Below are 14,098 nucleotides of genomic sequence, written 5' to 3' on the forward strand. Positions count from 1 at the left end.
ATCTGCCTAGTTGGCCTCGGACAACTGTTGCCACAACGCCGGGCCACCGGTCGACTTGGCAACGGCTTCCAACCGCGCGATATGAGCCTCAAGCTCCTGCTCGCTGGCACGAATGATGCGCCCCGGTTGACGACCGACAATACGACGAATTTCGCTGCCCCGGCTGCTCTCGCTGCCTTCCTCACCATCAGCGCCTTGCCCAGCCAGTGACAAGCTGGTCTGGCCGCCGGTCATGCTCAGGTAGACATCGGCCAAAAGCTCCGAGTCAAGCAGTGCGCCGTGCAACTCACGGCCAGAGTTGTCGACACCGTATCGCTTGCACAACGCATCGAGGCTATTGCGCTGCCCCGGATGGCGAGAGCGCGCCATCATCAGAGTGTCGAGAATGGTGCAGTGCTGAGCGATATCGGCGCGGTCGTGCTGACCGATCAGCGCGAATTCGTTGTTGATGAAGCCAACGTCGAACGCCGCATTATGGATGATGAGTTGCGCGCCCTGAATAAACTCGAAGAACTCATCGGCTACTTCGGCAAAACGCGGCTTGTCGATCAGGAAGCCATCGGTGATACCGTGGACGCCAATGGCGCCTTCGTCACTCTCGCGGTCAGGCTGCAGGTACACGTGAAAGTGTCGTCCGGTCAGGCGCCGGCCCATCAACTCGACGCAGCCGATCTCAATGACACGATGGCCGTCGGTGACCGGCATACCCGTGGTTTCGGTGTCCAGGACGACCGACCTGTTGCTTTGAATCTCCACGCCGGTGGTCTCCTGTCGCGCACAGCTTGTGGTAATGGCCGGCTATTCTACCTCAGCGCGCGGCCAAGTGGCGGCTGGTGTGTTCAGCGCAGTCCGCGGACCTCGTCAACGCCGCGATTGGCCAATTGGTCAGCGCGCTCATTGCCATGATGGCCGATGTGGCCACGCACCCACTTCCAGGTCACCTTGTGGCGCCCAACTTGCTCATCAAGCTGTTTCCAAAGGTCAGCGTTCTTGACCGGTTCCTTGGCGGCTGTTTTCCAACCACGCTTTTTCCAGTTGACCATCCATTCGTTGATGCCTTTCATCACGTATTGCGAGTCGGTGACCAACAACACTTCGCATTCACGCTTGAGCGCTTCCAGGCCCTTGATTGCCGCCATCAGTTCCATGCGGTTGTTGGTGGTCTCAAGCTCGCCGCCCCACAGTTCTTTCTCGACACCCTTGCAGACCATCAACACGCCCCAACCACCCGGTCCGGGATTGCCCTTGCAGGCACCATCGGTAAAGATTTCGACGCTATCGCTCATTTACAGCCTTTATAAAATTGGAGAGGCACAGTGCTTCTGAAAGCCCGGGACTCAGGGTTCGGAATGGCGTCGGTTGACTTTGGCCATGGGCAAGGGGATCAGTTTGCCCATCGGCTCTCGACGTTCCAGGCGCAGTGGCCGCAAGCCAACCACCATTTTGCGCGCCACCAGCAGATACACACCGCCACCGGCGCCTTGCCAGCCACCAGCGACCCGTTCCCAGCCCGCCAGACGCTGCTGCCAGGCCGGGGACGCGAGCGGCGGACGATAGCACCCGAAGCGGCGTTTCTCCAGCGCGAACCCCAGCAGGTTCAGCCAGTCGCCCACGCGTGAAGGGGAAATACAGCGAGCCTTGCGCAAGGCATCATGGGCAAATACCCGGCGCATGCCCCAACTGCTCCAGGGATTGATACCAATGATCAACAGGTGCCCCCCTGGACGCACGCTGCTGGCAGCTTCTCGCAGCAAACCGTGAGGCGACAGGCTGAAGTCCAGCCCATGCTGCAGCACCACCACGTCGGCGGCATGTTCGCTCAATGGCCAGGCCTGCTCTTCGCAGACAATTTCGACGCCGGGCAGCGGCGCACCCAAGCGTACGTTTCGTTGCACTTGAGCAGCCTTGGGCGGCGCCTCGGCGCACGGACCGTAGTGCACCAGGTAGCCGCCAAAGTAACGCCCCAACTCCTCCTCGAGCAGGCGTTGCTCCTCATGCAGCATCAATTGCCCCAGAGGGCCGGCGAACCAGTCGCGGGCCAGGCTGATCAGCGCCAGCCACTGCGGATCGGCCTGTGCGAAGGCTTGATCAGTCATAGCAGTCTCCCTTGAAGGTTCTCGACAGCGTGCATAGCTACTAAGATGCACCCATGTCCAACGTTTGGCGAATCGCACCATGATACAGATCGATGCCCTACCTGCTTTCACCGATAACTACATCTGGTTGTTACAGGATTCTGCCCTCCAGCAGTGTGCGGTGGTCGACCCGGGCGATGCGGCGCCGGTGCTGGCCTGGCTCGAGCGCCACCCTGGCTGGCGCCTGACCGATATTCTGGTCACTCACCACCATCACGACCACGTCGGCGGTGTCGAACAACTCAAGCAAGCAACAGGCGCTCAGGTTTGCGGTCCTTCGCAGGAGCGCATTCCAGGTCGCGACCTGGCCTTGGACGACCACGCAAGCGTGCGCGTTCTTGGGCTGGACTTCCATATTATTGCCGTACCCGGACACACCTTGGGACACATTGCATATTATTGCGGCTCCACCGCCCTGCCGCTGCTGTTCTGTGGGGACACTCTGTTCGCCGCCGGCTGCGGTCGCCTTTTCGAAGGCACCCCCGAGCAGATGCATCATTCCCTCGAACGCCTGGCAGCGCTGCCAGCGCAAACCTTGGTGTATTGCACCCATGAGTACACCCTGAGCAACCTGCGCTTTGCCAAGGCGGTAGAACCTGAAAATTCGCACATTGCCCAACGCTTTGCCGACGTTACTGCGCTAAGGGCACAGGATCGCATCACGTTGCCATCAACCTTGGCGTTGGAGAAGCTCACCAACCCCTTTTTGCGCACTACCGAAACATCCGTTAAAGAAAAATTAGACGAACGGAGCACATTGATAAACCCTACGCCAAGTGCTGTCTTTGCTGGGTTACGCGCCTGGAAAGACAAGTTCTAAACCGCTTCTGTTAAGGCCCTGAAGTTCTCAAAGGTTGACCAAGGGGGGGCTGCTTTCTAGAATCGCCCGACATTTTTGCCCGGAACTTTGTCCCAGCCAATGTCGTCGAATAGCCGCAGAACCTTCAAGTCCGTCGCCCTGACGCGCCTGGCCCAAGCCAGTGCGCTGGCCCTGGCCGCCACCCTCGTGGGCTGCCAGAGCACCCGTCAGATCGACGAAGCCGAGAGCGTTCGCGCGCATAACTACCAGGCGCGGATGAAGCAAAAACCGGTGTTCATCCCGGTCAAGCAAGTGGAGCAGGAACCCCAGGATGTCTGGGAGCGCATGCGCCAGGGCTTCGCCTTGCAAGACGACATGGCGGTCAACCCACGCATCGAACAACAGCGCCTGTGGTTCGCCAGCAACCCCTCTTTCCTGGAAACCGCCGGCAACCGTGGCAGCCTGTACATCCACTATATTGTCGAGCGTCTTGAAGAACGTGACATGCCCCTTGAACTGGCGTTATTGCCAGCAATCGAGAGCGCCTACAACCCCATGGCCTACTCCCGGGCACATGCGGTTGGCCTGTGGCAGTTCATTCCATCGACCGGCCGTCACTTCAACCTGCGCCAGACCCGTTTCTACGATGGTCGACGCGACATCACCGCTTCAACCAACGCCGCGCTGAACTACCTGACTCGCCTGCACGACATGTTCAACGGCGACTGGCTGCTGGCCCTGGCAGCCTACAACGCGGGTGAAGGTACCGTCAGCCGGGCCATCGAGCGCAACGAAAAGCTCGGTCTGCCTACTGACTACTGGAACCTCCCGCTGCCTCAGGAAACCCGCGACTATGTGCCCAAGTTGCTGGCCCTGTCACAGGTCGTAATGACCCCGCAGGCTTATGGCGTAAACCTTAATCCGATCGCCAACGAACCCTACTTCGAAGCCGTTGCTATCAACTCCCGCCTGGACCTGTCACGAGTCGCAGAACTGGCGGAAATTGACGAGGACGAGCTGATCCAACTCAACCCGGCGTTCAAGAAGCGCATGACCGTGGACGGCCCCAAGCAGTTGCTGGTGCCGACCGCAAAAGCGCAGCTTCTGACTGCCAGCCTGTCTAACATGAAGCCCGAAGAGCTGCTTTCACTGCAGCCTAAAAAGGCTGTATTCGAAGCGGCCCTGGCCGAAGCATCGCCGCGCGCTACAACAACCCGTAGCAGCCGCTATCGGGTCAAACGTGGCGACAATCTGGGCAGCATCGCCAAGGCCAACAAGGTTAGCGTCAAGGACTTGCAACGCTGGAACAAGCTTTCCGGCCATAGACTCAAGGCCGGGCAAACCTTGGTCATGCAAAGCACCCAACCGCTCCAGGGCAAGAGCCAGAAAAAATCCACCCAGTACAAGGTGCGTAAAGGTGACTCCCTGTACCTGGTGGCCAAGCGCTTCAACGTCGAGATGCAGCACCTCAAGCGCTGGAACCCTCGTAGCGGCCATGCGCTCAAGCCAGGCCAGACCCTGACCGTTTACCTGCCCCACTAAGCAACTGGCTCCGCGCCCTGCGCCGGAGCCCGCTGCACCGGCCTGGCGGCCCTCTTTTTCCTGCCGATACAAGCTGTTACTGTAGCTGGAATAAAGCCCAAGCCGCCTGGATCGGATCGCCAAATTGATACGTCCCCTCCTGTTGCTGTCACTCAGCCTGGCCTTGAGCTTTCCCGCGGGCGCAACAATCACCGAAAGCCACGGTTACGCCCAGTTCGGCACGCTCAAGTACCCAGCCAAATTTACCCATTTCGATTGGGTCAATCCGCAAGCGCCCAAGGGCGGGACCTTGCGCGCCATGGCGTTCGGCACATTCGACACCCTCAATCCTTACACCTTCAAGGGATCAAGCCCGGTCACCACCCCCAACTTCCTGCAGTATGGGGTCAACGAGCTGAACGAAACCCTGATGGTGGGTACTGGACAGTACGACCCTTCAGGCGATGAACCCACGTCGAGCTATGGCCTGATTGCCAGTTCCGTGGAGTACAGCGAGGACCGCAGTTGGGTGGTATTCAACCTGCGCCCCGAAGCCCGCTTCCACGATGGTCACCCCATCACTGCCAGCGATGTGGCGTTTTCTTACCGCACGCTGCTCAAGGAAGGTCACCCGATCTACCGCACCAACCTGCAAGAAGTAAAACGGGTCGACATCCTCAACCCGCGGCGCATTCGCTTCGTTTTCAAACGGGCCGGAAACCCCTTGTTGATCCTGCGCATGGGCGAGATGCCAGTGTTGCCTGCACATTACTGGAAGGGACGCGACTTCAAGGCCACCACCTTTGAACCGCCTCTTGGCAGTGGCCCCTACCGCATCACCCAGGTTCAACCGGGAAGACGCCTGGTATTCGAGCGAGTGAAGGATTATTGGGGCAAGGATCTGGCAGTCAATCGTGGCAAATACAATGTCGCGCGGGTCGAATACGAGTTTTACCGCGACAGCGCAGTTGCTTTCGAGGCATTCAAGGCTGGCGAATTCGACATTTACATCGAACACCAGGCCAAGAACTGGGCCAACGGCTACAACTTTCCAGCAGTGCGCCGTGGTGAGGTCATCAAGGCCCAAATCGCGCACAAGATCCCGACCCAGACCCAAGGCTTGTTCATGAACAGCCGCCGGGCAAACTTCAGCGACGCCAGGGTGCGCCAGGCCTTGGGGCTGATGCTGGATTTCGAATGGACCAACCGGGCCTTGTTCAGCAGCGCCTACCGTCGCGCCACCAGCTACTACCCCAACAGCGAGTTCGCTGCCAACGGACTGCCAGTGGGCAAGGAATGGCTGTTGCTTGCGCCGTACCGCGACGAACTGCCAGCGGGGCTGTTCACCCAGCCCTACCAAGTCAGCCATACCGATGGACGCGGCATCAACCGCCAGACCCTGCGCCAAGCGCTGGATCTGTTGGCCCAGGCCGGCTGGAAGCTCAACGGGCAGCGCCTGCTCGACAGCAAAGGCCGCCCCCTCAAACTCGAATTACTGCTGGTCAATCCCAACCTCGAGCGGATTCTGCAACCTTATGTCGAAAATCTTGCCAGCATTGGCATCGATGCACGCTTGCGCACTGTGGACCGGGCCCAGTACAAACAACGCCTGGACCAGTTCGATTTCGACATGATTCTGATGACCCTGAACCAGACGCTCAGCCCGGGCCTGGAGCAATGGCTGTACTTTCATTCCAGCCAGGCATCGACCAAAGGCAGCAAGAACTATGCTGGCGTCAGGGACCCGATAGTCGATCACCTGCTCGACACCCTGCTCGCCGCTCAAAGCCGCGATGAACAAGTGGCAGCAGCGCGCGCACTGGACCGGGTATTGCTCTGGCAGTACTACATGATTCCCAACTGGTATCTGGACAATCATCGCCTGGCCTACCGCAACAGGTTCGCCTTCGTCACCACGCCGCCCTATACCCTGGGGCTCAACAGCTGGTGGATAAAGCCTTCGGAGAAAGCTCAATGATGTCACTGCCCAGCCTACGCCTGAAGGCTTGCGCCCTATTGCTGGCCTGCATCGGTACCCAGGCACTGGCCGCACCGCAACACGCCTTGACCTTGTATGACGAACCGCCGAAGTATCCGGCCGACTTCAAGCACTTCGACTACGTCAATCCGGACGCTCCCAAAGGCGGCACCTTCCGCCAGTCCGGCTTTGGCGGTTTCGACAGCCTGAACCCGTTCATCAACAAGGGCGTGCCTGCTGACGACATCACCCTGATCTACGACACCTTGATGACCCAGAGCCTGGATGAGCCGTTCACCGAATATGGCCTGGTTGCGGGCAAGATCGAAAAAGCCCCGGACAACAGCTGGGTACGCTTCTACTTGCGCCCACAAGCACGCTTTCACGACGGCCACCCCATTCATGCCGAAGACGTGGTGTTCACGTTCAACACCCTGATCAAAAGCGGCGCCCCGCTGTTTCGCGGCTACTACGCCGACGTCGCCGAGGTTATAGCCGAGGACCCGCAGCGGGTGCTGTTCAAGTTCAAACACAGCAACAACCGTGAATTGCCACTGATTCTTGGCCAGTTACCGGTACTGCCCAAGCATTGGTGGGAAGGCCGCGACTTTACCAAGGGCAATCTCGAAATTCCTTTGGGCAGTGGCCCGTACAAGGTTGCCGAAGTGAAGGCTGGACGCTCGATCCGCTATGAGCGGGTCAAGGACTACTGGGGTAAGGACCTGGCGGTCAATCGCGGGTCCTATAACTTCGATGTCATGACCGTTGACTACTACCGCGACAGTACCGTCGCCCTGGAAGCGTTGAAAGCCGGGCAGTTCGACTACCGCCTGGAAAACGCGGCGAAAAGCTGGGCCACGGCCTACGACATTCCGGCCGTGCGCCAGAAGCGACTGATCCTGGAGGAGCTGCCCAATGGCAACCCCACCGGCATGCAGGGATTCGTGTTCAACATCCGCCGCCCGGTGTTCCAGGATGTGCGCGTGCGCCAAGCGTTGAGCCTGCTGCTGGATTTCGAGTGGACCAACAGGCAATTGTTCAACGGCGCTTATACACGCACCGGCAGCTATTTCGAAAACTCGGACATGGCAGCCACTGGCTTGCCCAGCGAGGCCGAGCTGAAAATTCTCGAACCTTTGCGCGGCAAGATCCCAGAACAGGTCTTCACCCAACCTTTTGCCAACCCGGTCACTGATGGCAGTGGCATGATCCGCGAGCAGCAGCGCAAGGCCTATAAGCTGTTGCAGGACGCTGGCTGGCGTATCGTCGATGACAAGATGGTCGATACCCAGGGCAAACCTGTGTCCATCGAGTTTCTTCTGGCTCAGACCGAGTTCGAGCGAATTCTACTGCCCTTCAAGCGCAATCTAGCCGACCTGGGTATCGACCTGGTGATTCGCCGCGTAGACGTTTCCCAATACATCAATCGACTGCGCTCGCGTGATTTCGACATGATTGTCGGCGGTTTCCCGCAATCCAATTCACCCGGTAACGAACAACGCGAGTTCTGGCAGAGCGCGGCGGCTGACAACCCTGGCAGCCGTAACTTTATCGGTCTCAAGGACCCAGCCATCGATGTACTGGTCGAGGACCTGATAAACGCCAACTCCCGGCAAAGCCTGATCGAGGCCTGTCGCGCCCTGGATAGAGTTCTGCAGTGGGGTTTTTATGTAATACCCAACTGGCACATCAAGACCTGGCGCGTAGCGTATTGGAACCATATCGGCCACCCCAAGGTTTCGCCCAAGTACGACATCGGCATCAACACCTGGTGGATAAAGCCGGACATTGAGCCCGCAGTACCGGTGACACCTGCGCCAGACGCACCATCGACGCAAGGGGCGCAATAGCATGCTGGCTTATATTTTTCGACGCTTGCTGCTGATCATTCCGACCTTGCTGGGCATCCTGGTCATCAACTTCATCATCATCCAGGCTGCTCCCGGTGGCCCTGTCGAGCAAATGATCGCCAAGCTCGAGGGTTTTGAGGGCGCTACCAGCCGTATCGCCGGAGGCGGTGCCGAGGTCTCGGTAGCCGGCTCCAACTACCGTGGCGCACAAGGGCTCGACCCGGCGCTGATCCAGGAAATCGAAAAGATGTACGGCTTCGACAAGTCGGCGCCGGAACGCTTGTGGATTATGATCAAGAACTACGCCCAGCTGGATTTCGGCGACAGTTTTTTTCGCGACGCAAAAGTTATCGACCTGATTGTCGAGAAGATGCCGGTCTCGATATCACTGGGCCTATGGAGCACCTTGATCATGTACTTGGTGTCCATCCCCTTGGGGATCGCCAAAGCCACGCGCCATGGCAGTCACTTCGATGTGTGGACCAGTTCGGCGATCATCATCGGCTATGCAATCCCGGCGTTCCTTTTCGCGATCCTGCTGATTGTGCTGTTCGCTGGCGGCAGCTACCTGGACTGGTTTCCGTTGCGTGGCCTGACCTCGAACAACTTCGATGAACTGAGCACCGGCGGCAAGATACTCGACTACTTCTGGCACTTGGTCCTGCCTGTTACAGCCTTGGTGATCGGCAACTTCGCCACCATGACGCTGCTGACCAAGAATAGCTTCCTCGACGAGATCAACAAACAGTATGTAGTGACTGCCAAAGCCAAGGGACTGAGCCCGAACCGGGTGCTTTACGGCCATGTGTTCCGCAACGCCATGCTGCTGGTGATCGCCGGCTTTCCCTCTGCCTTCATCGGTATTTTCTTCACCGGCTCACTACTGATCGAGGTGATTTTTTCACTCGACGGCCTGGGCCTGATGAGTTTTGAAGCAGCAATCAATCGCGACTACCCGGTCGTCTTCGGCACCTTGTTCATCTTCACCCTGCTCGGGCTGGTGGTGAAGCTGATCGGTGATCTAACCTACACCCTGGTCGACCCTCGAATCGACTTTGACAGCCGGGAGCACTGAGATGAATTTGTCCCCTCTCAATCGCCGGCGCTTCGAGCGCTTCAAAGCCAACCGCCGCGGCTGGTGGTCGCTGTGGCTATTTCTGATTCTGTTCGGCTTGAGCCTGGGCGCCGAACTGATCGCCAACGACAAACCTCTTGCCGTGCGTTACGACGGCGAATGGTATTTCCCGGCACTCAAGCGCTACCCGGAAACAACCTTCGGCGGCGAGTTTCCACTTGAGGCCAACTACAAGAGCCCGTACATCCGTGAGCTACTGGCCGCCAAGGACAGCTGGGTACTGTGGGCGCCTATTCCGTTCAGCTACCAGAGCATCAACTACGACCTCAAGGTCCCTGCCCCCGCACCGCCTTCAGCGCAGAACTGGCTGGGCACCGATGATCAGGGCCGCGATGTACTCGCGCGAGTCATCTATGGATTTCGCATATCCGTGTTGTTTGCTCTGACCCTGACCATTCTCAGCTCGATCATCGGTGTGATCGCCGGTGCCCTGCAGGGCTTCTATGGCGGCTGGGTCGACCTGCTCGGGCAACGCTTCCTGGAGATATGGTCGGGGCTCCCGGTACTGTACTTGCTGATCATCCTCGCCAGTTTCGTTCAGCCAAACTTCTGGTGGCTATTGGGAATAATGTTGCTGTTTTCGTGGATGAGCCTGGTGGATGTAGTCCGCGCCGAATTCCTCCGCGGACGTAACCTTGAGTACGTTCGGGCCGCCCGGGCGCTGGGCATGCAGAACGGCGCAATCATGTACCGGCACATTCTGCCGAACGCCATGATCTCGACCATGACCTTCATGCCATTCATTCTTACCGGCGCGATCGGCACCCTGACAGCACTGGACTTCCTCGGCTTCGGTCTGCCCCCGGGCGCTCCGTCGCTGGGTGAACTGGTGGCCCAGGGCAAATCCAACCTGCAGGCCCCGTGGCTGGGCATGAGTGCCTTCGCTGTGCTCGCGCTGATGCTCAGCCTGCTGGTATTTATCGGCGAGTCCGCTCGCGATGCCTTCGACCCGAGGAAATGAAATGAGCAATGAAACCTTGATCGAAGTGCGTGACCTGGCCGTGGAGTTCGTGAGTGGTGAGCAAACTCAGCGGGTAGTCGAAGGCATCAGTTTAGATATCCGCCGCGGCGAAACCCTGGCACTGGTCGGCGAAAGCGGTTCGGGCAAATCGGTTACCGCACACTCGATCCTGCGACTGCTACCCTACCCGCTGGCGCGCCACCCCAGCGGCAGCATCCGATACGAAGGTCGCGACCTGATGACCTTGGATGAAAAGCAGATGCGCCATATCCGTGGCAATCGCATCGCGATGATCTTCCAGGAGCCGATGACGTCGCTCAATCCGCTGCACACAATCGAAAAGCAGATCAACGAGATACTCCTGCTGCACAAAGGGCTCAAGGGCAAGGAGGCCACTGAGCGCACACTGGAGCTGCTTGCGCTTGTCGGCATCCCCGAGCCCCGCAAGCGTCTCAAAGCCCTCCCACACGAGCTCTCAGGCGGCCAGCGGCAGCGCGTAATGATCGCCATGGCCCTGGCCAACGAACCCGAGCTGCTGATTGCCGATGAACCCACCACGGCCCTCGACGTTACGGTACAGCTGAAGATTCTTGAATTGCTCAAGTCGCTACAGGCGCGCCTGGGAATGGCCATGCTGCTTATCAGCCATGACCTCAACCTGGTCAAGCGCATTGCTCATCGGGTGTGTGTGATGCAGCGCGGCAGCATTGTCGAACAGGCCGACTGCGCAACGCTGTTCCACAGCCCGCAACACCCGTACACGCAGATGCTCCTGGGCGCCGAACCCAGCGGCGGCCCCGCTGCCAATCCGCCTGGCAAGCCAATGCTTGAGGTCGAAGATCTGCGCGTCTGGTTCCCGATCAAAAAGGGCTTGCTGCGGCGCACCGTCGATCACGTAAAGGCAGTGGACGGCATTAACTTCAGTCTGCCTCAGGGGCAGACCCTGGGCATCGTTGGCGAGAGTGGCTCAGGAAAATCCACCTTGGGCCTGGCAATTCTGCGCCTGCTTGGCAGCCAGGGCGCCATTCGCTTCCAGGGCACAGCCCTGGACAGCCTCAATCAACAGCAAGTACGGCCTTTGCGTCGACAGATGCAGGTGGTCTTCCAGGACCCGTTTGGCAGCCTCAGTCCGCGTATGTGCGTGAGCGATATCGTTGGTGAAGGGTTGCGCATCCACCGCATTGGCACAGCGGCAGAACAGGAACAGGCAATCATCGCTGCACTTCAAGAAGTTGGCCTGGACCCTCAGGCCCGCCACCGCTACCCCCATGAGTTTTCTGGCGGCCAGCGTCAGCGCATCGCCATCGCCCGAGCGCTGGTGCTCAAGCCAGCATTGATCCTGCTCGATGAACCCACCTCGGCCCTGGACCGTACCGTGCAGCGCCAGGTGGTGGAGTTACTGCGCTCATTGCAAAGCAAGTACAACCTTACCTACCTGTTCATCAGTCATGACCTGGCAGTGGTCAAGGCGCTGAGCCATCAACTGATGGTGGTCAAACAAGGCAAGGTGGTGGAACAAGGCGAAGCCGCGCATGTTTTCGCTGCGCCGCAACATGCCTATACCCGACAATTGCTTGAAGCTGCATTCCTGGCACCAACCACCACGCAGGAACAACTGGACTGAAAACGGGCGTAGAAAAACAGAAAAGGCCGCGTTAGCGGCCTTTTCTGTTTCATGCGTCGATCACTCAGTAGCGAGTAATGTCCGCCTTGGCTTCCAACTGTTTACGGTAAGCCGCGAAGTCCTGCTGACCGGCACGCGAAGCGAGGAAGCGGCGATAGGCTGACTTCTCTTCATCGGTGGCCGTCGCGCCTTCGTTGACGCCATTGAGGCGCAATACAACCAGGCTGCCATCGTTGAGCACAACGCTGCCATAGACGGGTTTGTCCTTGGCCTCAGGCTTGCTCATACGGAACACTGCCTGCAGCTCGGCCGGATCAATACCGTCCTGGCTACGCGAAACCGCTTCCTGGACCTTCCAGCTCTGACCGTCCTGGGCTGCATCCATGGCGATGCTACCGTCACGCAGACCGGCAATCAGCGCGTCTGCCTTGGTTTTCAAAGCTGCAGTCGCCTGCTCTTTGGCCAAGTGCTTGCGGATACTGTCGGAGACCACTTCCAGGCTCAATTGCTCGGGCTTGAGGTGCTCTTTGACACGCAGCACCACGATGGTTTCCGGATCCAGTTCGATAGCGGTGCTATTGGCACCCTCTTCCAGCACTTCAGCGCTGAAGGCAGCCTGGATCACTGCACGATTGGCAGTGATACCGTCACCACCCTCACGGCCGAACGCAGGTGCGGTGTGCACCTTCAGGCCGAGCTCTTGAGCTGGCTGAGCCAGATCGGACGCTTCAAAGGCCGAGTCTTCGAGTTGCTTGGTGACTTCAACGAAACGCTGTTCAACCTGCTGGGTTTTCAGCTCACGCGTCAGCTTGTCCTTCAAACTGGCAAAGCTCGGCACCTCAGGCGCTTCCACGCCCAGCAGCTTGATCAGGTGGAAGCCGTAGTCGGTACGCACCGGGGCCGAAACCTGATCCTTATTCAGCGCATACAGTGCTTCTTCGAACGCTGGATCGTAGACACCCTGGCCTGCGTAACCCAGGTCGCCGCCATTGTTGGCCGAACCTGGGTCCTGGGAGAACTCCTTGGCCAATGTGGCAAAGTCTTCACCTTTGGACAGGCGTTGCTGGATCTCTTCGATCTTCGCTTTTGCCTGGGCTTCGTTCACCTTGTCATTCACTTCGATAAGGATATGCGCAGCGTGGCGCTGCTCCGCCAGATTGGCGATTTCCTTTTCATACAGTGCTTTGAGTTCGTCTTCGTTGACAGTGACCTGATCGAAGAACGCCGACTTCTTCAGCTCGATGTAGTCAATTACGACTTGATCCGGGCTCATGAACTCTTTGGCGTGTTCATCGTAATGCGCCTTGATCTGCTCGTCGGTGACCTTGACCGCAGCCGGGTCGGCCTTGAAAGTCAGCGAAGCGAAATCACGTGTCTGCTTTTCCAGACGGGCGAAAGCATTGACCTGGTCATCGGTGACGAAACCACTGCCGGCCAGGCCAGCACGCAGTTGGCCGATGAGCATTTCCTGAGCCAGCATTTCGCGGAATTGCAGACGGCCGTAGCCCATCTGACGAATCACCTGATCGAAACGCTCGGGGCTGAACTTGCCGTCTACCTGGAACTCAGGCGTCTGCAAGATCAGTTGATCCAGGGCAGCCTCGGAGAAAGCAAACTTGGCGTCGTGTGCGCCCTGAAGCAGCAATTTACGGTCGATCAGACCTTTGAGCGCCGCTTCACGCAGCATTTTGTCATCGAGCAGCGATGGATCAAAATCCTTGCCCAACTGTTGCATCAACTGCCGACGTTGCATGTCGACGGCCTGGCTCAGTTCGTTCTGGCTAATGGTTTCACCATTGACCTTGGCAGCGTCCTGGCTGTGGGTGGTGGCCTGGAAGATGGCATCGAAGCCGGTCAGTGCCATCAAGGCTACGATGACACCGATGATGGTCTTGGCAATCCAACCTTGTGAATTGTCCCTGATATTCTGCAGCATGCGTCCCCCAGAAACGGTTGTATTGAATGAAACAACCGTGGAGCGTGGGTAGATTCCTGATAGAAGAAAGGCGCATCCGGAGATGCGCCTTCTCGTAACCGGCCAGACAACAGGTACTTTTCAACGATTCCTGATATCCGGCAGCCAAGCCAGGCTTGA

At 58.5% G+C, this 14,098-nt stretch carries 11 protein-coding genes; 7 read left to right on the plus strand and 4 right to left on the minus strand.

Annotated elements, in window-relative coordinates; all coding sequences use genetic code 11:
* Positions 1-6: 6 nt before the first annotated feature.
* The 3 genes from dnaQ to H8F21_RS27340 all read right to left on the minus strand — a co-directional run bounded on the left by dnaQ (position 7) and on the right by H8F21_RS27340 (position 2,096).
* Positions 7-750, minus strand: coding sequence for a DNA polymerase III subunit epsilon (gene dnaQ / locus H8F21_RS27330; RefSeq protein WP_408004491.1), 744 nt, complete (start codon positions 748-750; stop codon positions 7-9).
* 89 nt (positions 751-839) lie between these two features.
* The gene (rnhA, locus tag H8F21_RS27335; RefSeq protein ID WP_136477345.1) at positions 840-1,286 is read right to left on the minus strand and encodes a ribonuclease HI; all 447 of its coding nucleotides are present in this window, start codon (positions 1,284-1,286) and stop codon (positions 840-842) included.
* Between the two features lie 51 nt (positions 1,287-1,337).
* Entirely contained in the window at positions 1,338-2,096 is a 759-nt protein-coding gene (locus H8F21_RS27340; protein WP_136477346.1) for a methyltransferase domain-containing protein, read from the minus strand.
* A gap of 79 nt (positions 2,097-2,175) precedes the next feature.
* Between H8F21_RS27340 and gloB the strand changes: the two genes are divergently transcribed.
* The 7 genes from gloB (at position 2,176) to H8F21_RS27375 (ending at position 12,003) form a co-directional block, all read left to right on the plus strand.
* Positions 2,176-2,955, plus strand: coding sequence for a hydroxyacylglutathione hydrolase (gloB, locus tag H8F21_RS27345; RefSeq protein WP_203481898.1), 780 nt, complete (start codon positions 2,176-2,178; stop codon positions 2,953-2,955).
* Positions 2,956-3,054: 99 nt separating this feature from the next.
* Positions 3,055-4,476, plus strand: a complete 1,422-nt coding sequence (locus tag H8F21_RS27350) for a transglycosylase SLT domain-containing protein (RefSeq protein ID WP_136477348.1) — start codon at positions 3,055-3,057, stop codon at positions 4,474-4,476.
* A gap of 127 nt (positions 4,477-4,603) precedes the next feature.
* Positions 4,604-6,433 carry an extracellular solute-binding protein gene (locus H8F21_RS27355; RefSeq protein ID WP_203481925.1) on the plus strand — a complete coding sequence of 610 codons (1,830 nt, stop codon included), beginning with the start codon at positions 4,604-4,606 and terminating at the stop codon, positions 6,431-6,433.
* Entirely contained in the window at positions 6,433-8,283 is a 1,851-nt protein-coding gene (locus tag H8F21_RS27360) for an extracellular solute-binding protein (protein WP_413243054.1), read from the plus strand. Before H8F21_RS27355 ends, H8F21_RS27360 begins: the two co-directional genes overlap by 1 nt.
* A gap of 1 nt (position 8,284) precedes the next feature.
* A complete protein-coding gene (locus tag H8F21_RS27365) occupies positions 8,285-9,358 on the plus strand; it encodes a microcin C ABC transporter permease YejB (protein ID WP_203481894.1) in 1,074 nt (357 codons plus the stop codon).
* A gap of 1 nt (position 9,359) precedes the next feature.
* Positions 9,360-10,379 carry an ABC transporter permease gene (locus H8F21_RS27370; RefSeq protein WP_136477352.1) on the plus strand — a complete coding sequence of 340 codons (1,020 nt, stop codon included), beginning with the start codon at positions 9,360-9,362 and terminating at the stop codon, positions 10,377-10,379.
* A gap of 1 nt (position 10,380) precedes the next feature.
* Positions 10,381-12,003, plus strand: a complete 1,623-nt coding sequence (locus H8F21_RS27375) for an ABC transporter ATP-binding protein (protein WP_203481892.1) — start codon at positions 10,381-10,383, stop codon at positions 12,001-12,003.
* A 64-nt stretch (positions 12,004-12,067) separates the two neighbouring features.
* Here the strand turns inward: H8F21_RS27375 and H8F21_RS27380 are convergent, their stop codons facing one another.
* The gene (locus H8F21_RS27380) at positions 12,068-13,939 is read right to left on the minus strand and encodes a SurA N-terminal domain-containing protein (protein ID WP_203481890.1); all 1,872 of its coding nucleotides are present in this window, start codon (positions 13,937-13,939) and stop codon (positions 12,068-12,070) included.
* Positions 13,940-14,098 lie beyond the last annotated feature (159 nt).

The sequence above is a fragment of the Pseudomonas arcuscaelestis genome (assembly GCF_016881005.1).
GTDB lineage: Bacteria > Pseudomonadota > Gammaproteobacteria > Pseudomonadales > Pseudomonadaceae > Aquipseudomonas > Aquipseudomonas arcuscaelestis.

What these genes read in the sequence shown, in the direction of transcription:
- rnhA (WP_136477345.1), bottom strand. Translation starts at nt 1,286, where the DNA reads ATGAGCGATAGCGTCGAAATCTTTACCGATGGTGCCTGCAAGGGCAAT.
- H8F21_RS27340 (WP_136477346.1), bottom strand. Translation starts at nt 2,096, where the DNA reads ATGACTGATCAAGCCTTCGCACAGGCCGATCCGCAGTGGCTGGCGCTG.
- gloB (WP_203481898.1), top strand. Translation starts at nt 2,176, where the DNA reads ATGATACAGATCGATGCCCTACCTGCTTTCACCGATAACTACATCTGG.
- H8F21_RS27350 (WP_136477348.1), top strand. Translation starts at nt 3,055, where the DNA reads ATGTCGTCGAATAGCCGCAGAACCTTCAAGTCCGTCGCCCTGACGCGC.
- H8F21_RS27360 (WP_413243054.1), top strand. Translation starts at nt 6,433, where the DNA reads ATGTCACTGCCCAGCCTACGCCTGAAGGCTTGCGCCCTATTGCTGGCC.
- H8F21_RS27365 (WP_203481894.1), top strand. Translation starts at nt 8,285, where the DNA reads ATGCTGGCTTATATTTTTCGACGCTTGCTGCTGATCATTCCGACCTTG.
- H8F21_RS27370 (WP_136477352.1), top strand. Translation starts at nt 9,360, where the DNA reads ATGAATTTGTCCCCTCTCAATCGCCGGCGCTTCGAGCGCTTCAAAGCC.
- H8F21_RS27375 (WP_203481892.1), top strand. Translation starts at nt 10,381, where the DNA reads ATGAGCAATGAAACCTTGATCGAAGTGCGTGACCTGGCCGTGGAGTTC.
- H8F21_RS27380 (WP_203481890.1), bottom strand. Translation starts at nt 13,939, where the DNA reads ATGCTGCAGAATATCAGGGACAATTCACAAGGTTGGATTGCCAAGACC.